General features: G+C 63.6%; 18 protein-coding genes and 1 tRNA gene. 7 read left to right on the top strand and 12 right to left on the bottom strand.

The window, feature by feature from the left end; genetic code table 11:
- Nucleotides 1-7: 7 nt before the first annotated feature.
- The 4 genes from ACX3P1_RS00415 to ACX3P1_RS00430 all read right to left on the bottom strand — a co-directional run bounded on the left by ACX3P1_RS00415 (nucleotide 8) and on the right by ACX3P1_RS00430 (nucleotide 3,386).
- Nucleotides 8-820, bottom strand: coding sequence for an ABC transporter permease (locus tag ACX3P1_RS00415; protein WP_459077556.1), 813 nt, complete (start codon nucleotides 818-820; stop codon nucleotides 8-10).
- Nucleotides 820-1,530, bottom strand: a complete 711-nt coding sequence (locus tag ACX3P1_RS00420) for an ABC transporter permease (protein ID WP_459077901.1) — start codon at nucleotides 1,528-1,530, stop codon at nucleotides 820-822. Before ACX3P1_RS00420 ends, ACX3P1_RS00415 begins: the two co-directional genes overlap by 1 nt.
- A 200-nt stretch (nucleotides 1,531-1,730) precedes the next feature.
- On the bottom strand, nucleotides 1,731-2,528 hold the full coding sequence (locus ACX3P1_RS00425) for a transporter substrate-binding domain-containing protein (protein ID WP_459077557.1): 798 nt from the start codon (nucleotides 2,526-2,528) through the stop codon (nucleotides 1,731-1,733).
- 45 nt (nucleotides 2,529-2,573) lie between these two features.
- Nucleotides 2,574-3,386 carry an ABC transporter ATP-binding protein gene (locus tag ACX3P1_RS00430; protein WP_459077558.1) on the bottom strand — a complete coding sequence of 271 codons (813 nt, stop codon included), beginning with the start codon at nucleotides 3,384-3,386 and terminating at the stop codon, nucleotides 2,574-2,576.
- Nucleotides 3,387-3,619: 233 nt separating this feature from the next.
- Between ACX3P1_RS00430 and ACX3P1_RS00435 the strand changes: the two genes are divergently transcribed.
- From ACX3P1_RS00435 to ACX3P1_RS00450, 4 genes are all read left to right on the top strand, one after another.
- Nucleotides 3,620-4,468, top strand: a complete 849-nt coding sequence (locus tag ACX3P1_RS00435; RefSeq protein ID WP_459077902.1) for a dimethylarginine dimethylaminohydrolase family protein — start codon at nucleotides 3,620-3,622, stop codon at nucleotides 4,466-4,468.
- A 13-nt stretch (nucleotides 4,469-4,481) separates the two neighbouring features.
- Nucleotides 4,482-5,141: a (d)CMP kinase gene (gene cmk / locus ACX3P1_RS00440; protein WP_459077559.1), complete on the top strand. Its 660-nt coding sequence runs from the start codon at nucleotides 4,482-4,484 to the stop codon at nucleotides 5,139-5,141.
- 204 nt (nucleotides 5,142-5,345) lie between these two features.
- Nucleotides 5,346-7,043 (top strand): 30S ribosomal protein S1, encoded by a 1,698-nt coding sequence (rpsA, locus tag ACX3P1_RS00445; protein WP_459077560.1) that lies wholly within the window; start codon nucleotides 5,346-5,348, stop codon nucleotides 7,041-7,043.
- Between the two features lie 154 nt (nucleotides 7,044-7,197).
- A complete protein-coding gene (locus tag ACX3P1_RS00450) occupies nucleotides 7,198-9,051 on the top strand; it encodes a hypothetical protein (protein ID WP_459077561.1) in 1,854 nt (617 codons plus the stop codon).
- 8 nt (nucleotides 9,052-9,059) lie between these two features.
- Here ACX3P1_RS00450 and ACX3P1_RS00455 read toward each other — a convergent pair whose 3' ends face one another.
- From ACX3P1_RS00455 to aroA, 3 genes are read right to left on the bottom strand one after another with little or no spacing between them, the layout of a single operon-like run.
- Nucleotides 9,060-9,767, bottom strand: a complete 708-nt coding sequence (locus ACX3P1_RS00455; RefSeq protein WP_459077562.1) for an SDR family NAD(P)-dependent oxidoreductase — start codon at nucleotides 9,765-9,767, stop codon at nucleotides 9,060-9,062.
- 51 nt (nucleotides 9,768-9,818) lie between these two features.
- Nucleotides 9,819-11,396, bottom strand: a complete 1,578-nt coding sequence (locus ACX3P1_RS00460; RefSeq protein WP_459077563.1) for a 5-guanidino-2-oxopentanoate decarboxylase — start codon at nucleotides 11,394-11,396, stop codon at nucleotides 9,819-9,821.
- A 46-nt stretch (nucleotides 11,397-11,442) separates the two neighbouring features.
- The gene (gene aroA / locus ACX3P1_RS00465) at nucleotides 11,443-12,801 is read right to left on the bottom strand and encodes a 3-phosphoshikimate 1-carboxyvinyltransferase (RefSeq protein WP_459077564.1); all 1,359 of its coding nucleotides are present in this window, start codon (nucleotides 12,799-12,801) and stop codon (nucleotides 11,443-11,445) included.
- A gap of 193 nt (nucleotides 12,802-12,994) precedes the next feature.
- Here aroA and ACX3P1_RS00470 point away from each other — a divergent pair, with 193 nt between their 5' ends.
- Together ACX3P1_RS00470 and ACX3P1_RS00475 are read left to right on the top strand one after the other, a co-directional pair.
- The gene (locus ACX3P1_RS00470; protein WP_459077565.1) at nucleotides 12,995-13,378 is read left to right on the top strand and encodes a TIGR02300 family protein; all 384 of its coding nucleotides are present in this window, start codon (nucleotides 12,995-12,997) and stop codon (nucleotides 13,376-13,378) included.
- Nucleotides 13,379-13,550: 172 nt separating this feature from the next.
- Nucleotides 13,551-13,626 (top strand) — tRNA-Ala (locus tag ACX3P1_RS00475).
- Between the two features lie 249 nt (nucleotides 13,627-13,875).
- Here ACX3P1_RS00475 and ACX3P1_RS00480 read toward each other — a convergent pair.
- From ACX3P1_RS00480 to ACX3P1_RS00500, 5 genes are all read right to left on the bottom strand, one after another.
- The gene (locus tag ACX3P1_RS00480; RefSeq protein ID WP_459077566.1) at nucleotides 13,876-15,063 is read right to left on the bottom strand and encodes an extracellular solute-binding protein; all 1,188 of its coding nucleotides are present in this window, start codon (nucleotides 15,061-15,063) and stop codon (nucleotides 13,876-13,878) included.
- A 36-nt stretch (nucleotides 15,064-15,099) separates the two neighbouring features.
- Nucleotides 15,100-15,861 carry a glucosamine-6-phosphate deaminase gene (locus tag ACX3P1_RS00485; RefSeq protein WP_459077567.1) on the bottom strand — a complete coding sequence of 254 codons (762 nt, stop codon included), beginning with the start codon at nucleotides 15,859-15,861 and terminating at the stop codon, nucleotides 15,100-15,102.
- A gap of 2 nt (nucleotides 15,862-15,863) precedes the next feature.
- Nucleotides 15,864-16,916, bottom strand: a complete 1,053-nt coding sequence (locus ACX3P1_RS00490) for a LacI family DNA-binding transcriptional regulator (RefSeq protein WP_459077568.1) — start codon at nucleotides 16,914-16,916, stop codon at nucleotides 15,864-15,866.
- 93 nt (nucleotides 16,917-17,009) lie between these two features.
- Entirely contained in the window at nucleotides 17,010-18,194 is a 1,185-nt protein-coding gene (uxuA, locus tag ACX3P1_RS00495; protein WP_459077569.1) for a mannonate dehydratase, read from the bottom strand.
- 37 nt (nucleotides 18,195-18,231) lie between these two features.
- Nucleotides 18,232-18,984 carry a GntR family transcriptional regulator gene (locus ACX3P1_RS00500; protein WP_459077570.1) on the bottom strand — a complete coding sequence of 251 codons (753 nt, stop codon included), beginning with the start codon at nucleotides 18,982-18,984 and terminating at the stop codon, nucleotides 18,232-18,234.
- A gap of 158 nt (nucleotides 18,985-19,142) precedes the next feature.
- On the opposite strand from ACX3P1_RS00500, the gene uxaC reads away from it, so the two are divergent.
- Nucleotides 19,143-20,543 carry a glucuronate isomerase gene (uxaC, locus tag ACX3P1_RS00505; protein ID WP_459077571.1) on the top strand — a complete coding sequence of 467 codons (1,401 nt, stop codon included), beginning with the start codon at nucleotides 19,143-19,145 and terminating at the stop codon, nucleotides 20,541-20,543.
- Nucleotides 20,544-20,545 lie beyond the last annotated feature (2 nt).

The raw sequence follows: 20,545 nt of genomic DNA on the forward strand, positions 1-20,545 counted from the left end.
AGCGGTTCTATCCTACCCTGTTCGGCATCCGGGCTTCGATCTTGCGGAAAACGAAGACGAGGATGCCGGTGATCGCCATATAGACCACGGCAAGCAGCAGCAATGGCTCGTAGGTGATGAACGTCTCCTGCCGCACACGCGAAGCCACCGAGTAGATGTCGACCATGGTGATGGTCGCCACCAGCGGCGTCGCCTTCAATTGCAGCACGGTTTCACCGGTCAGCGTCGGCAACGCCCGGTAGAGCGCCTGCGGCAGCCAGATACGCCGGAAGGCGGTCCAGCGGGTCATGCCGAAGGCGCGGGCGGCCTCTAGTTGACCGCGCGGCACGCCGGCAAAGGCGCCGCGCATCACCTCGCCCTCGTAGCCGGCATAGGACAGCGTCAGCGCCAGCACGCCATAAGGCCAGGCCTGCCGCAGATACGGCCAAAGAAAGGATTCGCGTATCCAGGGGAATTGCGGAAACAGCGAGCCCAGCCCGAAATAGAGCAGCCACAGTTGCAGCAAAAGCGGCGTGCCGCGAATGATCGAGCAGAACGCAAGCGCCGGTACGCTGAGATATCTAGGCCCCGCCGCCTGCGCCAGCCCAAGCGGGATGGCAAGCGTGATGCCGAGCACGCAGGTGACCACCAGCAGCCATAGGGTCCGCCAGATGCCCTCCAGCGCCAGCGGCCAGTAGCGCGGCAGCCAATCCCAGCGCATGAAGAATGCCGCCGACAGCACGAGACCCAGCGCGACGGCCAGCATGACGATCCGGTGCGGCTGCAGCCACAGCGAAGCGCGCGCCGCGCGTTGGATAAAGGGGGCTTCGCCGGCGGACATCAGTGCGCGTCCTTGAGCGAGGGCATGCCGCGCCGCGCTCGCCGCTCGATGCGCGCGATGTAGAAATTGGAAACCAGCGACAGCGTCAGATACAAGGCGCCCGCCGCGAGAAAGAAGGTCAGATAGGCCTTGGTGGAGCCGGCCGCGAGCCGGGTCGTCTGCGTCAGTTCACTGAAGCCGACGATGGCCAGAAGTGCGGTATCCTTGGTGGCAATGAGCCAGAGGTTGGCGAGGCCCGGGATGGCGAAAGGCAGCATGGCAGGCAGCGTGATGCGCCGAAGCAGCAGGCGGGGGGGCATGCCGTAGGCACGCGCCGCCTCGATCTGCCCTTGCGGGATGGCGAGGATCGCCCCGCGCAAGACTTCCGTCGAATAAGCGCCTTGCACGACACCCAGCACGCCGATGCCCGCGACAAGCCCGTTGATGTCGACCGGCGCATGGCCGAACACACCCAGCAACTGGTTGATGAGGTCGGTGCCGGCATAATAGAGCAGCAGGATGAGCACGAGTTCGGGCACCGCGCGCACGACCGTCGTATAGACCTCGAACAGGTCGCGGACGACCGGGCCACCATAGAGCTTGCCATAGGCCCCGCAAATGCCGATCAACAGGCCGAGGCCGAATGCGCCCGCCGCGATCTCGATCGATTTGACGAGGCCGACCAGCAGGTTCGCGCCCCAGCCCGGAGGCGAAAGCGACAGCAGCGCCAGCGTGCTGCTTCCGAAGGCAGCGGCAAGAATGTCGTACAGGATAGTTCCTCACGGTGTGGCATCGGATCAAAGCACAGATGCTTTTGTGACCCGATACGAAATCAACGGAAAGTGAGCGGCTGCCGGAACGGGCCGCTCAGGAAGCGACCGGCCAGCCGTCCCCTGTCGATAAAGGGGTAGCTGACCGGCGGCCGATACCGTTAGTTCGCGGCGGCTTCGTCGCCGAAGATGTCGAAATCGAAGTACTTCTTGGTGACCTCGGCATATTTGCCATTGGCGCGGATTGCCTTGATGGCTTCGTTGATCTTGCCGGCAAGTTCGGTGTCGCCCTTGCGTACGCCTGCACCGACGCCTGGTCCAAGCACTTCAAGATCTGGCGCGACCGCGCCCTTGAGATCGCAGCATTCCTTGCCCTGGTCGGATTTCAGGAAGGCATCGAGCGCGATGCCGTCGGCTTGCGTGGCATCGATGCGGCCGGCGACCAGATCCTGGTTGGCCTCATCCTGCGTCTGGTATTCCTTGATCTCGGCCGCGCTGTCGGCAAAATGCTTCTTGGCGTAGGCTGCGTGAACGGTGGAAACCTGAACGCCCAGTATCTTGCCCTTCAGCCCTTCCGGCGTGGCATCGAATTTCTCGGATTTCGCACCGACGATCACCGTCGGCGTGTTGTAATATTTGTCGGAGAAGTCGATCTCCTTCTTGCGCTCGGCCGTGATCGACAGCGAATTCATGATCGTATCGATCTTTTTCGTCTTCAGCGCCGGGATCAGGCCATCCCACGGGATCGGGGTCAGCACGCAATCAAGCTTGGCCTCGGCGCAGATCGCCATGGTGATATCCACCTCCCAGCCGGTCCAGTTGCCGGACGAATCCTGCGTATAGAAGGGCGGGTAGGCTTCCGGCGAAAAGCCGACCTTGGTCTGCTCCGCGCTCGCCGAAAATGCGCCGGTCAGCGTCATTACGGCGGCCACCGACGCCATCTTCAGAAAAGTCTTCATTCTTCGTTCTCCCACTTTGTGACGTTCCCGTCTGTTAGCCCCAAATTATCCGATACTGCGGATGAACTGCTTCAGCCGCTCCGACTTCGGCGCGCCAAAAATCGCCTCCGGCGGCCCCTCCTCCTCGACTACCCCGTTGTAGAGATAGACGACATGCGTTGCGACCTCGCGCGCGAACTTCATCTCGTGCGTGACCAGCACCATGGTGCGGCCCTCGCGCGCCAGGTCGCCGATGACCTTGAGCACTTCGCCGACCAGTTCGGGGTCGAGCGCCGAGGTCGGCTCGTCGAACAGCATGACGCGCGGCTTGATGGCGAGCGCCCTGGCGATCGCGGCGCGCTGCTGCTGGCCGCCGGACAGATAGGCCGGATAGACGTCGCGCTTTTCGGCCAGTCCGACGCGGGCAAGCAGCTTTTCCGCCTCCGCGATGGCCTCGTCGCGCTTGACGCCCAGCACATGCACCGGAACCTCGATGACGTTGTCGATCAGCGTCATGTGGCTCCACAAATTGAAGTTCTGGAACACCATGCCGAGCTTGGAGCGGATACGTTCGATCTGCTTTCGGTCGGCGGGCTGGGTGTTGCCCTGGCTATCGGCCTTCATACGGATTTCTTCGCCATTGACGCGAACGACGCCGCTGGTCGGGTTTTCGAGGCAGTTGATGCAGCGCAGCAAGGTCGACTTGCCCGATCCGCTGCCGCCGATGATGGCGATGACGTCGCCGTCGCGCGCGGACAGCGAAACGCCTTTCAGCACATGCAACTGGCCGAATTTCTTATGCAGATTGTCGATGTGGATGGCTTCGGGCGCATCCTGCTGCGCGCCCGGCCTCAAGGTCGTTGCCGTGCTGGACACCATCAGCGCTTCGCCGCCCCGTGGCGAGGATCAACCGGTCGTCTCTGGAATTTCCTACCCATTACCCGCCACTAGCCAGCTTTTTCTTTTCAAGATGGACCGTTCCGCTTGCCGGCGTCAACCATCGTATTTGGACCATTGATCGCACCGTGCTGCAATGGTTATTGAGCCACGGCATATTTCAGTCAGGGATTTTCAAGGAGAGCGCGGTGGAAAAGGCATACGGATCGCAGTCGATGGCGGGGCCACTCAAGCGGGTGATGATGCGTTCGGCGGCCAGCGCCATGCGTCGGGCCGACGCCAGCCAGTGGCACTACGGGCCGGGTTTCGATCCGCAAAAGGCGGCCGTTCAGCATGAGGGCCTGGCCAGGCTCGTGGCCGATTCGGGCGCGACCATCGAATGGCTGACCGACGAGGATGACGGCCTGGCCGATTCTGTCTTCACCTTCGATCCGTCGCTGATGAGCGATCACGGCGCGATCATCCTTTCGATGGGCAAGGCGCTGCGGCTGCCGGAGCCCGGCTTGCATGAGGCGGCCTATACGCGCATGGGCATTCCCATTCTCGGCCGCATCGAAGCGCCGGGCCAGGTGGAGGGCGGCGATACCATCTGGCTCGACAAGCATACGTTGATTGTCGGGCGGGGCGTTCGCACCAACCAGGAGGGCGTGCGGCAACTTACCGAAATGCTTGGCCCCAAAGGCATTTCGGTTTACGGCTTCGACCTGCCGCTGTGGCAAGGCGAAGAGGCCTGCCTGCACCTGATGTCGGTCATCAGCCCGCTGGCGGACGATCTGGCGCTCGTCTATTCGCCGCTGCTGCCGGCACCCTTCTATCAGATGCTGAAGGCGCATGGCATTCGACTGGTCGAAGGCGATGCGGAGGAGTTTCGCCTGTCCAACGGCCTCAGCCTCAACGTTTTGCCGACCGACCATCGGCAGGTCATCGCCATTGCCGGCTTCCCGAAAACCAAGGCCGCCATGGAAGCCGCGGGCTGCACCGTCACGACTTTCGAGGCGGATGCGCTGTGTGTCGCTTGCGAGGGCGGCCCGACCTGCCTGACGCGGCCGGTGCATCGGGCATGATGGAGGGGCGGGCATGAGCGCCACGAATTCCAATATCGTCGTCGCCATCGACGGGCCGGCAGGGGCAGGCAAGGGAACGCTGGCAAGGCGGCTTGCCGACCACTACCGGCTGAACCTGCTCGACACCGGCCTGACCTATCGCGCGGTGGCGCATGCGCTGCTGGAACTTGGCCTGCCGCTGGCCAATGTCTCGGCAGCCGAGACGGCGGCGCGCCAGGTCGATCTGAAAAAACTCGACCGGACCGTTCTTTCGGCGCATGCCGTGGGCGAAGCGGCCTCGAAAGTGGCCGTATTCCCGAGCGTTCGCCGGATATTGGTGGAAAAGCAACGCGAATTCGCCAACACAGCGCCCGGCGCGGTGCTTGACGGGCGCGACATCGGAACGGTGGTCTGCCCGGACGCCACGGTGAAACTCTACGTGACGGCAAGTGCGGATGTGCGCGCACGGCGCCGTTTCGACGAGATCGAGGCCATCGGCGGGAAAGCGGATTTCAAGGACATCCTTGTCGACATCCTTCGTCGTGACGAACGTGACATGGGCCGCGCGGACTCGCCGTTGAAGCCGGCGGCGGACGCGCACTTGCTCGATACGTCGGAAATGTCTATAGAAGCCGCGTTTCTTGCGGCCATGGCGATCATAGACGACGCGACGGTCAGGAGAGACGCTGTCTGATCGATTTTCTTACCGTTTCCCGAAAGGGGAGGCGGAGAAAAACGAGCGGGCAAACAAACCAGCCTGCCAGCATTCTTTATGCGCCGAAATTGCCGCCTCGAAAGGCGGCCAGGGTTTTGAAAAGACCCGGAACGCCGGCAGGCAACCGCAACGCTAACCCACGGCGCCTGCTTCGCTGCCAGGCGGAGCCTTTCAGGAGAAACAATGTCAGCTGCAAATCCCACTCGCGACGATTTCGCGAGCCTGCTTGAAGAAACATTTTCCGCCGGTCATTCCGGCGAAGGCCAGGTCGTACGCGGTACCATCACCGCGATCGAAAAGGACATGGCCATCATCGACGTCGGCCTGAAGGTCGAAGGCCGCGTGCCGCTGAAGGAATTCGGCGTCAAGGGCAAGGACTCGACCCTCAAGGTCGGCGACACCGTCGAAGTCTATGTCGAGCGCATCGAGAACGCGCTGGGCGAAGCCATGCTTTCGCGTGAAAAGGCCCGCCGCGAAGAGAGCTGGGTCAAGCTCGAAGAGAAGTTCACCAAGGGCGAGCGCGTCGAAGGCGTCATCTTCAACCAGGTCAAGGGCGGCTTTACCGTCGATCTGGACGGTGCCGTTGCCTTCCTGCCGCGTTCGCAGGTCGACATCCGCCCGATCCGCGACGTCACGCCCCTGATGCACAACCCGCAGCCCTTCGAGATCCTGAAAATGGATCGCCGTCGCGGCAACATCGTCGTGTCGCGCCGCACCGTGCTCGAAGAGAGCCGTGCCGAGCAGCGTTCGGAGATCGTCCAGAACCTCGAAGAGGGCCAGGTTGTCGAAGGCGTCGTCAAGAACATCACCGATTACGGTGCGTTCGTCGACCTCGGCGGCATCGACGGCCTGCTGCACGTCACCGACATGGCATGGCGCCGCGTCAATCATCCGACCGAAATCCTCAACATCGGTCAGACGGTCAAGGTGCAGATCGTGCGCATCAACCAGGAGACGCACCGCATCTCGCTGGGCATGAAGCAGCTCGAGAGCGATCCGTGGTCCGACATCGGCACCAAGTTCCCGATTGGCAAGAAGATCACCGGCACCGTCACCAACATCACCGACTACGGCGCGTTCGTCGAGCTGGAGCCGGGCATCGAGGGTCTTATCCACGTTTCGGAAATGTCGTGGACCAAGAAGAACGTGCACCCCGGCAAGATCCTATCGACCACCCAGCAGGTCGACGTGGTCGTGCTCGAGGTCGATCCGGCCAAGCGCCGCATCTCGCTCGGCCTCAAGCAGACGCTTGAGAATCCTTGGGAAGCCTTTGCACGCACCTACCCAGTCGGCAGCCAGGTCGAGGGCGAGGTCAAGAACAAGACCGAGTTCGGCCTGTTCATCGGGCTGGAAGGCGACGTGGACGGCATGGTTCACCTTTCCGATCTCGACTGGACCCGTCCGGGCGAGCAGGTGATCGAGGAGTACAACCGCGGCGACATGGTCAAGGCGCAGGTGCTCGACGTCGACATCGACAAGGAACGCATCTCGCTCGGCATCAAGCAACTGGCGCAGGATACGGTCGGCGAAGCGGCGACAAGCGGTGAACTGCGCAAGAACGCGGTCGTTACCTGCGAAGTCACCGGCATCAAGGAAGGTGGCCTGGAAGTGCGGCTGGTCGACAGCGGCATCGAGACCTTCATCAAGCGCAACGACCTGTCGCGCGACCGCGACGAGCAGCGTCCCGAGCGTTTCTCGGTCGGTCAGAAGATGGACGCCCGCATCATCGCCTTCGACAAGAAGACCCGCAAGCTGCAGGTCTCCATCAAGGCGCTGGAAATCGCCGAAGAGAAGGAAGCGGTCGCCCAGTACGGTTCGACCGACTCCGGCGCTTCGCTTGGCGACATTCTGGGTGCCGCGCTGAAGAAGCAGGGCAGCTAAGCCTGACTATCGGCCGCGCCTTTCGCGCGACCTGACGAAAAACCCCGCCGGAGCGATCCGGCGGGGTTTTGTTTGGACCATGCATCCGTCGTTCGGCCCTTGCATGGAGCGGCATCGTTTACGCGAAGGCAATCTTGCCGGTCTATACAGGGGCATGGGGCGGGATTTAACATCGGCGGATTATGACGGTCTGGGTGTCAGCCGGGCGGCTGCACCTACGGGCGGCGGGCTGCTGCCGCTGGCGCTCTGCTATATCGGCCTCGCCCTCTACATGATCTTTCGGCATGTGCTGGGCCTGGCCATGGCCAACGATCCCGACGATCTCTTGAAACTGCACGAAATCCGCACGTTCATCGCAACAGGAAATGTCTTCGACCGCACGCTGCCGGGCATCCTGCAGCCGGAACCCTATGTCACGCACTGGCCCTGGATCGTCGATCTTCCCTATGCGCTTGTCGCGTGGCTGGTCATGCCGCTTGTCGGAAACGAAACCGCCCTGTCGGTCGCGACCATTACCGTGCCGCTGCTTTTGCTGGCTCCGGCCCTGTATTTCTACAACCGGCTGGTGGTCGCTTCCGGCTTCACCAGAACGGCAATCGCCTTGCCCCTGGCCGTATTTTGCGCGCTGCAAAGCTTCTTCGAGTTCGCGCCGGGCCGTATCGACTATCACAATCTGGAAGTGCTGATCTTTTTCGCGGCTCTTGCGCTCGCCTTGTCGCCGCGCCGCACTGCCACGGTTGCTTGCGGGGCGCTGGTCGCTCTCGGCATGGCCATCAGCCTCGAATTCGCTGTTTTCCATGCGCTGGTCGTCGGCCTCTATGCGTTCGACTTCGTTTTTGGCCGCAAGGACGGGCGGGCGCGGATCGCGATCTTCGGCGGGGCGCTGGCGGTTACGGCACTGGTGCTTTTTGCAGTGATCGTGCCGCCTTCCGCCTATGCTGCGGCCAAGTGCGACACCTATTCCGTCCCCTATGCCTTGGCCCTGGTTCTGGCCGGCCTGACCTTCGCGGCAGCACCATTGCTGGCCAGCCGTCACGGCCCGTTGCTGCGGGCGGGCGTACTCGTCATCCCCGCTATGGCCAGCATGGCCGTGGTCGCAGCCCTTTTTCCGCTATGCCTGGAAGGGCCCTATGCCGGGATGGATGCGCATCTGCGCGCCTTGGTGCTTGAAGGCATTCCGCAGGAACTGAGCTTCTTTCAACGGCCGGACTTCGTGCTGTCGGAAAGCTTTCCCGCCATGATGGTGCTGTTTGTCGGCGCGCTGGCGCCCATCATGCTGTGCCTGGTCGAGCGGCGTCGGGAACGCGGCCTCGTCCTGTTCGCGCTTGCGTCGCTTCTCGCGCTGGTCCAGGCCATCGTCTATTTTCGCTATTTGCGCTACCTGCCTCTGTTTTCCGGCATAGGCCTGCTGTTTGTCGTTGCTGCCCTTTTGCCGCCGCGTCTGGCGGCAGAAAAATATGCCCATGGCCGCTTCCCGACAACGACCTTCAGGCGGCTCATGCTGATCGTTCCCGGCATGGCGCTGGCGCTTTTACTGGCGCTTTATCACCTGAGCGTCAAAACCGCGCCGCTGCCGGTCACAGCGGTCGATCTGGCGGGCTACTGCGGCGCGACGCCGTCCGTGGGACGATATGACTGGCCGACGGGGGCCGTCGTGCTTGCGCCTCCGCTTGTCGGCGCCGACCTGCTGGCGCAGCCGGCTGGACCGGTGGTGGTGGCGATACCCAATCACCCGGCCGCACAAGGCATCGAACGCGTGCATCGGTTCTTCGACCCGGCGACGCAAGACGCGGACAGTGTGCTTGCCGAGACGGGAGCAAATCTCGTTGCCGTCTGTGCCGCGCCCGCCGGCTTTGCCGAGGCGTTCCGACAAAAATCGCCGTTGGCCTTCATGCTGATGGAAGGGAACCCGCCTTCGTGGCTCACGCAATGTCCGTCCGGCAAGGACAAGCCGTTGCGCTTCTATCGCCGGACCGAAGACGCGGACGCGCTTTGTCCGACCATGTAGCGGCGGGACTAAGCCCCGCCATATAGCGGCAGGAGCGCGCCGCTGGTCGCGATGTTGCGGGTGGAGATAAGTGCGGCCACCGTCTCGGCGGTCGCTTCCAGGCTGACCCATTTGGCGAAGTCGGCCTTCGGCATGGCGGCGCGATTGGCCTGCGTGTCCAGCGTCGAGGGTGCAATGGCGTTGACCAGGATGCCCTTGCCCTTCACTTCTTCCGCCAGCGCCACGGTCATTGCCGCGACGGCGGCCTTGCTTGCCGTATAGGCGACCATGCCGCTGCCGCGCCTGGGGTCAAGGCCGGGCCGCGCCGTGACATTGACGATGCGGCCGCCCAGGCCGGAAGCCAGCATGGAGCGGATCGCGGCGCGGCAGCACAGGAAGGTGGTGCGCGCATTGGTGTCCATCATTTCGTCGAACGAAGCCGGATCCGTATCTTCCACCGGGGCCATGGCAAACCCGCCGGCCAGATGGACCGATGCCCACAAGTCCGGAACGCTTGCATAGAAAGCTTCGACCTTGGCTGGATCGGCAAGATCGACATTATGCGCAAGTTTCACGCGCTCGTCGCCGGCAAAGGCAAAATGCGGCGGTGCCGACGCATGCGCGTTCGGCACATGGCAGACCGCGCCTTCGGCAAGCAGCTTCGCCAGGACCGCCCCGCCGAGCGCACCGGTGCCGCCCGTTATGACGATGTGCCTGTCCTGTAATGTTTCGGCCATAATCGATTACCCCACGGCTATTCGGGCAGAAGTGTCGCGCCTTTCGGCCAGTCACTCAACCGAAATCTCGACAAGATAACAGCGCCTTGACCCTCTCGCCCGCAACAGCGCGTCCTTCAGCCCATCCGGGCTGGAAAGCCGCTCCGCCGGGATGCCGTAAGCGTCGGCAAGTTTGCAGAAATCCGGCGGGGCCGGCGACACGCCGACCGGCTCGACGCCGACATCGCGCATCGAGGTCTCGATCTCGCGGTAGCCGCGATTGTTCCAGACAACGAAGATGACCGGCGCGTCCGCATCGAGTGCCGCGCCCAGTTCGGGCAGCGTGAACTGAAAACCGCCATCGCCGGAAAGGCACACGACCGGCACATCGGGCATGGCGATAGCCGCACCGATTGCCGCCGGCGGGCCAAAGCCCAGCGCGCCGAAGCCGGTGGCCGCATTGAACCAGCCGGCAGGACGGTCGTGATCATAATAGAGATTGGCCGCATAGATCGGCTGGGTCGAATCGCCGACGATGATCGAGCCCGGCAGTGCGTCGCGGATGGTTTCCACCACCCGCACCTGCGCCTGCATGGCGAGGCCGATCTCGGCAAAAGCGGCTTCGCGGGCGGATGCAGCACGGGAAGCGCCGTCAGCCGCGCCCGGCAAGCCATCGATTTGCGCCAGCAGCGCCTCGAAGGCCGCACCGCAATCAGCGTGGATGGAAACGCTTGCTGGATGGCGATCAAGCTGGTCGACGCCGATATCGATCCGCACCAGATTGGCCGGCATCGAAAAACCGCCATCGCCATACATATCGTAGTCGGTCGGGCCGAACTCGGTGCCGGCCGCGATGACGAGGTCGGCATCGGCGATCAAGGCACGCACCGCCTTCAGGCTGGGGCTGGCCGGCACGCAGAGCCGATGGCCGTGCATTAGGCCGCGCGCATTGGAGGTCTGGACGACCGGCGCACCAAGCCGCTCGGCTAGGCGCTTCAGCGCCGCTTCCGCGCCCTTGGCCCCACCACCGACGAGGAGTACGGGCCGCTCAGCCGCGCTGGCGAGTTTTGCGGCTTGGGCAATGGCTTTTGGTTCGGGAGAAGGCGACGCCTCGCTTGCAGGCATTGCTACCAGCCCTTCGGCAGGCATGGCCATCACGTCGATCGGGATTTCGATATGCACGGGTCCGGGCCGCGCCGTCGCGAACAGCGAGAATGCGCGTTCAAGGGCTGCGGGCAATTCCGCCGCGTCTTCGATGCGCTGCGAAAACAGCACCACTTTTTCCATCATGCCGCGCTGGTCCGGCAATTCGTGCAGGAAGCCCAGGCCCTTGCCCAGCGTCGCGGTGGCGTTGACGCCGGAGATCACCAGCATCGGCACCGAATCGGCGCGGGCCTGCCCCATGGCGGTGATCGTATTGGTCAGCCCCGGCCCGGTGATGACGAAGGCAACGCCCGGCCTGCCCGAGGCGCGCGCATAGCCGTCGGCCATGAAGCCGGCGCCCTGCTCGTGGCGCGGGGTGACATGGCGAATGGTGGAGCCTGCCAGCCCGCGGTAAAGCTCGACCGTATGGACGCCGGGAATGCCGAAGACGGTATCGACGCCATGGGCTTCGAGCAGGCTGATGAGCGCTTCGCCAACAGTGGTCATCGGCAAGCACCCCTTATCGGGCTGCGCGGCGACAGCATCGGTTTCATTAGGCGCTCCCCACGACATCTATCTCCGCGCCAAGTCCGCGCATCAAATCCATGAATTCCGGGAAGCTGGTTGCGATCATGGCCTGGTCGTCGATGGTCACCGGCTTTTCGCTGGCCAGTCCCATGACTAGGAAACTCATGGCGATGCGGTGGTCGAGATGGGTCTTGACGGCGGCACCCCCGCCGAGCCCCTTGCCGTCGGCCGAGCCGCGCACCGCCAGCGAAGCTTCGCCTTCGGTGCAGTCGACGCCGTTCAGCTTCAGCCCATTGGCGACGGCCGCCAGCCGGTCGCTTTCCTTGACGCGCAGTTCTTCCAGTCCCGGCATCAGCGTTTCGCCCTCGGCAAAACAGGCGGCGACGGCCAGGACCGGATATTCGTCGATCATCGACGGTGCGCGTTCCGGGGGCACCGTGACGCCCTTCAATTCGGAAGAGCGCACCCGCAAATCGGCAACGTCTTCGCCGCCTTCGTTGCGCGGATTGAGCACGTCGATTTTGCCGCCCATTTCCTGCAAGGTAAGCAGCAGACCGGTGCGGGTCGGGTTCATCAGCACATTCTCGATGATGATATCGGAACCCGGCACGATCAACGCCGCCACCAGCGGGAAGCCGGCCGAAGACGGATCGCCCGGCACCGCAATGGTCTGGCCGGTCAGCTTGCCCTGGCCCTCGATGAAAATGTGGCGCACGCCGCGTTCGTCGGTCTCGACGCCCAGGTTCGCGCCGAACCCCTGCAGCATCTTTTCGGTATGGTCGCGCGTCATCACCGGTTCGATGACGGTGGTGATGCCCGGCGTATTGAGCCCGGCCAGCAGCACCGCCGACTTGACCTGCGCCGAGGCCATGGGGACGCGGTAGGTGATCGGGGCGGCGTGTTTTGGTCCGCGCAGCGTGATCGGCATGCGGTCGCCCGGCGTCGCCTTCAGTACCTGCACGCCCATCTGCCGCAGCGGATCGAGCACGCGGCCCATCGGCCGGCCGGACAGCGAGGCATCGCCGATGAAGGTCGTTTCCATGTCGTAAGTCCCGACCAGGCCCATAGTCAGGCGCGAGCCGGTGCCGGCATTGCCGAAATCCAGCGGCCCCTCCGGTTCGAGCAGCGCGCCGTTGCCGGTGCCACGGATCACCCATTCGTCGCCGTGCTTCTCGATATGCGCGCCCATCGCCTTCATGGCCTCGCCGGTGCGCAGCACGTCCTCGCCTTCGAGCAGGCCGGTGATGCGGGTCTCGCCCGACGCGAGGCCGCCGAACATGAAGGAGCGGTGCGAAATGGACTTGTCGCCGGGCACGCGCACGGTGCCGGAAAGCGGGTTTGATTTTCGGCTGACGGCCGGCAGCGGCGCTGCTTCGTGCGGCATGATTCTTCCTTGCGCAACGGCCGCTATGCGGGCGTTTTCTTATTGTTGCGGCAGTCTCGTATCACGGCAGCAGCGAACGGTCATCCCCTGAGCCTGCCTGTTTGGAAACACGTTTTCGGGGCGCGGCTTTAAGTCTTTGACAGGGCCGCAAACTGTGGTTAAGGGGACCAAACTTTTCCATACGAGGCTTGCAGTGGCAAAATCCGAACTCGGCACCAAACGTATCGACCCCGAGACGGGTCGGAAATTCTACGACCTGAACAAGGATCCGATCGTTTCGCCCTATACCGGCAAGACCTATCCGCGCTCCTATTTCGAGGACAGCAAGGCTGCGGCCCTCGAGGAGGAAGAAGAAGAGGTCAAGGAAGCCGACGCCGACGAGGAAGAGAGCGTCGAGGTCGTTTCGCTTGAAGAGGCGGACGAAGAAAAGAAGACCGACGACGTGCCCGACCTCGACGAAGACGAGGATGTCGACCTCGGCGACGACGATGAAGACACGTTCCTCGCCGACGATGAAGAGGAAGACGACGATGTCGGCGACATCATCGGCGTGGGCGACAACGACGACGACGTCTGAAACCGGGGCGGGCGCGCGAGACGTTGCCTGCCGGCTTTTCGCCCTGGGCGCAAAAAAGCGCGCGACCAAGGCTTGATCTTGACGAGAGGCGGGGTTAGAAGCCGCCTGCACTGACGGCGCGGTTTCCAGCCACGTCGACTTCGCCGGAAACGGCACCGGCCTGTGCCGGAATGGGGCCATAGCTCAGCTGGGAGAGCGCCTGCATGGCATGCAGGAGGTCAGCGGTTCGATCCCGCTTGGCTCCACCAAACCATTCCGGGCAACCCCGGTTGTTTTCCCACCCATAAGAGTGCGTCGTCTTTCAAAGACCGGCCGGCCCGCATCCCGGCACCGATTGCCATGGCAATCCTGCGCCGGCGCAAGCGCCAAATCCCTCGACCCGACGCCGGACCGAGGGATTTCATGCAAATGCCGGCCAAGAGCACCGGATCGGAAAGCAGGTACCGGTTTTCGGCCTACTCCGATGCTCAATCAAAATGGTTGGAGCGTAGAGGTTCCTATTTGACGTTGTTGGTGGCACCGATCTCCTTGTCCCACTTCTCGAACATGGCAACCAACGGCTTGGCGTCGAGCGGCGGCTCGATCGGGTTGTCGGCGATCATCGCCGCATATTCGGGCCGGCCGAAACGCTTGATCGTGTCCTGGCTGTCCTGCGGCGCCATCTCGATCGGCACGTCCCTGATCGACGGGCCGGGATACATGTAGCCGTGGTCGTACATGAACGCCTGCTGTTCCGGCTCCAGGATGAAGGCGATCAGTTGCAGGAGAACGCCGAGCTTTTCTTCCGAGACTCCCTTGGGGATCGCCATGTAATTGGCGTCGCTGACCCAGTGGAAGCCCTTCAGGGTCGACACCTTGTATTCCTCGGGGACGATGCCGAGATAGCGCGGGTTGATGTCCCATCCGGTCGTCGTGGCGATGATGTCGCGGGTGCCGTCGCCCAGTTCTTTCATGGTCACGGTCGTGCCGGACGGGTAATAGTCAATGCAGTCGTTCAGTTCCTTGAGATAGGCCCAGGTCTTTTCCCAACCGTCGATGGGGTCCTGCGGGTCCTTGTCGCCGAGCAGATAGGGCAGGCCCATGACGAAGGTGCGGCCGGGGCCGGAATTCGCCGGGCGCGCATACATGAACTTGCCCGGATGCGCCTTGCACCAGGCAAGCAGCTCTTCGGCGGTTTGCGGAAGATCTTTTACGCGCTCCGGCGCATATTCCAGAAGCGGGCCTGAAGGATACCAACTGTCGACGAAGCCCTGCCCCCTCGCCATCTTCTGCATGGCATAGGCGCCGGGCAGGTAGCGCTCGTCGAGTTTTGGGAACATATCCTCATAGTCGGGCAGGATCTGCGTCCACAACCCCTGCTCGATGCCGGCGGCAAGGGCGTCGTTGCCGGTAAGCACGAAATCGATATCCAGCCGGCCTGCCGCCTGCTGGGCCATGAGCTTGGCGGCAAGTTCCGGCGCGGGCGCCTGGGTGTAGACGAATTTCGACACCAGTTCCGGATGGGTCGCGGCAAATTTGTCGAGCGCCCGCTGGCTCAGTTGCAGGTCGCCGGCAACGTCGACCACGTTGATGACCAGCGGTTCCTTCGGTTTCGGAAACTCCTTGGCGAGTGCGAAAACCGGCCTTGCCGTCACGGCAACGCCAGCGCCCAAGATCGTCAGAAGGGCATTGCGTCGAGTTGTCATCGGTATCTCCTCCCTTTTTCCAAGTTGTGTGGGCGTCTATTCGCCCACTGTGTCCGGTACTTCGCGAAGCAAAGCGGCCGATTGCGGATCGAGAAACAGGTGGCAGGCGCCATGTCTGCGCAGGATGCCTGCCGGCACCATCGGCGTGATCGGCGCTTCGAGCGTATCGCGCACCGCCTCGGCCTTGCGGGCGTCCGGCACCGCCAGCACGACCAGGCCGCTTTTCATGATCTGGTTGACGGTCATCGAGATCGCCTTGTGCGGAACGTCGTCCAGCGTCGGAAACCAGCCCTCGCCGAATTGCTGACGGCGGCAGCGATCGTCCAGCGTCACGATGTGGTACGGCGCGGTCGTCTCGAAATCGGCGGGCGGATCGTTGAAGGCCAGATGCCCGTTTTCGCCGATGCCCGCGAAGGTGACGTCGATGGGATGGCGGGCAATCAGCGCGCTGACGCGGGCAACCTCCGTGGCCGGGTCGGCCACGTCCCCGTCGATGAGATGAAAGGCCCCGAGCGACGGCAATTGCGTTGTGAAGCGCTCCTTCAGATAGCGCCGAAAGCTCGCCGGGTGCGTATCCGGCATGGCGACATATTCATCGAGATGGAAGCCGGTGACGCGCGACCAGTCGATGTCGTCCCGCTTCACCAGCGCGGCAAGCACCTCGAACTGGCTGGCGCCGGTGGCGACGATGATGTTCGCCGCACCGCGCGCCTCGATCGCGGCCCGGATCGCCTGCGCCCCGAGTTCGGCGGCAGCAGTGCCCAGCGCCTGTTTGTCCGGTTTCACGTAAATTCGCATGTTCACTCCATTGCTGTAAGTCGGTCGGCCCGCGCCATGCCTCGCAGCGCGGACGGGCTTTCGGTCGTCGCCCGGATGACGAGTTCGGTGGCGAGATTGATGCGCCGGTGGGGCAGGGGCTTGCCTTGCAGCATGGCGGCAAGAAGCTCTACCGCCTGCCTTCCGGCCTCCGCGCAATGGGTGACGATGGATGTCAGGGGCGGGAAAAGGGTCGGCGCCAATATGCCGTCGCACCCGACCACGCTGTAGTCGCCCGGCACCGACAGGCCGCGCGCGGCAAGCTCGGACATGATGCCCTGGGCCATGACGTCGTCGAAGGCGAGGGCCGCGGTTGCCCCGGTCTGGACAAGTTCATCAACGCAGGCCTGGCCCGCTTCGAAACTGGGCCGCAATGTCGCAACCCGCACGATGTCGACCCCAAGCTCAGCGGCCGCCCTCGTCACCGCGCCGTAGCGCTGGCTGTTCGACCAGGAAAATGCCGGCCCGGCGACATAGGCGATCGACCGGTGGCCGAGTGAAACCAGATGTTCCAGCGCCTGTGCGTAACTCGGCCCGGTATCGACCAGCAGCCGCGTCATGCCGGGAATGTCCCGGTTGACGAGAACGCAAGGCCGCCGCCGCGCATGTTCGAGGATCTGCTTGGTCTGCAGGCGCGAGGAAGCGATGATGAAGCCTTCGACCTGCGCCGACAGCTTGGTGAGGAGCATGTCTTCCAGTTCCGGCGTCTCGTCGGAATCGCCGATGAATGTTGCATAGCCGCGTTCGCGGGCCGTTGCCTGCCCGCCGCGCATCAGGGCGGCGAAGAACGGGTTGGTGATGTCGGGCACGATCAGCGCGATGTTGCCTACCCTGCCCGTGCTCAGCGCGCGAGCGGCATGGTTGGGGACATAACCGAGGCGCGCCGCAGCCGAATGGACGCGTTCCACCGTCTCGCGATTGAGAAGCTCCGGCCGACCGAACGCGCGCGAAACCGTGGCCGAGGAGACGTTGGCGGCATTCGCTACTTCGCTCAGCGTCGGTGTCGAGGATGAATTGTTGCGCCTTCGCCCGATCATGTGCGTTCCTGTGCAAGCGCTTGCATGAAAGCGCTTGCACAGATGTGTGTCAAGAGGCGTCCGGCTGCCGGTGCCGGGAGCGTTGCCGCTCCGTCAGGCCTTCGATTGAAGCGCGTGGATGATGCCGCGCAGTTCCGCCAGCCCGCGCAGCCGGCCGATGGCCGGATAGCCGGGGTTCACCTTCTTGGTAAGATCGTCCAGCATGCGGTGGCCGTGGTCGGGGCGGAAGACGATGGTGTCGTGCGCGGCCCTTTTGCCGTCCTCGGCAAGCAATTCGCGCAGAACCGCGACCATGTCGACGTCGCCCTCCAGATGGGCGGATTCATGGAAGCTGCGGCCGTCGCCTTCGCGCCGTGTCGCCCGCAAATGCGCGAAGGGGATGCGCCCTGCGAAGTGCTTGGCCATAGCCGGCAGGTCGTTGTCGGCGCGTACGCCGAGGCTGCCGGTGCAAAAGCACATGCCGACGGAAGGCGACGGTACCGCCGTAAAGAGCGCGTCGTAGTCGGCTGCGGTCGAGGCGACCCTCGGCAGGCCGAACAGCGAGCGGGGCGGATCGTCGGGATGCAGCGCAAGCCGGACGCCGCTCGCTTCGGCAGCGGGTGCGATCGCCACCAGGAATTCGGTGAGGTGGCGGCGCAACCTGGCGGCGTCGATGCCGGCGTAACGCTCCAGCCGCTCGCGAAATTGCGGGACCGTTAACGGCTCCGTGGTCGAGCCCGGCAGCGCGCTGGCGATATTGGCGACGAGGGCCGCGGCCTCGTCTTCGCTCATAGCCTCGAAGACGGCCTTCGCCCGCGCGCGGTCTTCCATCGAATAGTCGGCTTCCGCGCCCTTGCGCTTCAGGAGATGCAGGTCGAAGGCGGCGAACCGGTCCTGGTCGAAGCGCATCGCCGTCGCGCCGCTTGGCAATTCGTAGTCGAGATCGGTGCGGGTCCAGTCGACCAGCGGCATGAAGTTGAAGCAGATGATGCGGATGTCGTTGGCCGCGACCGCTTCCATGCTGGCGATCCAGGCTTCGATCTCGGCCTTGGCCTCACCGCCGTGGCGTTTGACGGCGTCGGGGATCGGTATGCTTTCAACGACCGACCAGGTAAGCGGCGAGCGGCCGGGCGGCGTATCCTCGATCATCGCCTTGCGCGCCGCCACTTCCGCCTTGGTCCAGGCGCGCCCGATCGGCACTTCGTGCAGGGCCGATACGATATCGGTGGCGCCGGCCTGACGCACGGCATCGAGCGGAACCCCCGCATCCGGTCCAAACCATCTCCATGCCTCACGCATTCGTTCAATCTCCAAACTATTTTAGGGACCGGTCCGATCAGACAAACCAGTCGGGGTAGGTATCGCGCAACTGCTCCACATCGGGAATGACCGCGCCAAGATGGATTTTCATGGCTTCGCAGGCGGCGTTCACGTCATGCGCCGCAATGGCGTTGCGAATGATCGCGTGCTCGCCGATCACGTGGTCCATGCGGCCAAGTGCGGGCAGCGTCATGCGCCGCGCGCGGTCGATCTGCACCTTGACCGGCTTCAGATAGTCCCAGATGCCGGAATAGCTGGCGATCTTGGCAATCGCCTCGTGAAACGCCTCGTCGGCCTCGTGAAAGCCGTTCATGTCCTGGCGCTCGGCAAGGAACCGCTGCCGCGCCAGTATCTCGTCGAGCAGCGCCACGTCTTCGCTCGTCGCGCATTGCGCGGCCTTTTCGACGGTAGCACCCTCCAGCGCCTTGCGGATGACCACAGCCTCGGGAATGAGCGAGATCGGGATCGGCGCGACGAAGGTTCCCGACTGCGGGTAGATGTTGACCAGCCCGTCCTCGACCAGACGAATCAGCGCCTCGCGCACCGGTGTCCGGCTGACCCCGAAGCGCTCGGTCAGGGCTTTTTCGTTCAAGGCGTTGCCGGGTTTTATCTGCATGGATACGATCGCCGCATGCAGTTCGCGGTAAACCGCCGACGCGGCGGTCGTACGCACGATACCGGACGGCCGCATCTTCGCTCGAGCCGGAGCGGCGGGAACAGCGGTCGGCTCGGAGCCCGCAACGTTCTCACGCGCCTTTGCTGATTTCATTCCTCGATCTCCGATCTTCGACCAGTTGACATATTAATATATTATTCCTTACAGTTCGCCAATATCGGAACGCCGCTTCATCCCACATTATGATCGCGGGCGTTTGGTCGCCCCTCCGTTCCGAATGCCGCTTCACTGCCCGACGCTAAGGATTTGCAATGCCGCTCCATCCTGACAGGCTTTTTTCGCCGGACCCCACCGTCCGCTCCATCGCGAGACGCCTCTATCAAAGCGTGCATGCCCTGCCGATCATCTCCCCGCACGGCCATACCGAGCCGGAGTGGTATGCGCACGACCTGCCGTTCCCGGACCCCGCCACGCTGTTCGTCAAGCCCGATCACTATATTTTGCGCATGTTCTACTCCCAGGGAATGCGCATGGAGGATTTCGGCGTGCCGCGGCTGGATGGCGGCCCGATCGAAACCGACCCGCGCAAGATCTGGCGCCGTTTCGCCGAGAATTACGCCCTTTTCCGAGGAACCCCGACACGACTTTGGTTCGAGCATTCGCTGGAAACGGTGTTCGGGATCGAAGAGCAGCTTGGCGCGGAAAATGCCGACCGGCTGTACGATCGCATCGCAGAACAGCTCGAACAGCCGCAAATGCGCCCGCGCGCGCTCTATAAGCGCTTCAACATCGAAGCCATCTCGACGACGGACGCTGCCACCGATGCGCTGGCCGCACATGACGCGATCAAGGCTTCCGGATGGGAGGGGCGGGTTGTGCCGGCCTACCGGCCGGACGCCGTCGTCGATCCGTCGCGCAACGGTTTTCGTACAGAGCTGGAGTGTTTCCTGGCGTTGGCCGGAACGCCCACCAGCTATGCCGGCTATCTGGAGGCGCACCGCATCCGCCGCGCCTATTTCAAGGATCGCGGCGCGACCTCGACCGACCATGGCCATCCCAATGCCCGCACCGCCGACCTCTCGAAGACAGACGCGCAAGCCCTGTTCGACAGGGTGCTGAAGGCCGATGTCTCGCCCGAGGACGCCGACCTGTTCCGTGCGCAGATACTGACGGAAATGGCGCGCATGAGCGTCGAGGACGGTCTGGTCATGCAGATCCACCCCGGTTCGTTCCGCAACCACAACCCGCAGGTTTTTTCCGAATTCGGCTTCGACAAGGGCGCCGACATTCCCACCCGCACCGACTATGTGCACGACCTCAAGCCGCTCCTCGACGCTTTCGGCAACGACACGCGCCTGACACTGATCCTGTTCACGCTGGACGAGACGGCCTACGGTCGCGAGCTTGCGCCGCTTGCCGGGCATTATCCGGCCTTGCGGCTTGGGCCGCCCTGGTGGTTTTTCGACAGCCCCGAAGGCATGTACCGCTTTCGTAAGCTTACCACGGAGACGACCGGCTTCTACAATACGGTCGGCTTCAACGACGACACCCGCGCCTTCTGCTCGATCCCCGCGCGCCACGACATGGCGCGCCGCGTCGACTGCAATTTCCTGGCCGAACTGGTGGCCGACCACCGGCTCGACGAGGATGAGGCGCAGGAGGTGGCGCACGATCTCGCCTACCGCCTGGCCAAGCAAGCCTACCGGCTTTGACC

Source organism: Mesorhizobium sp. A623, from assembly GCF_054489405.1.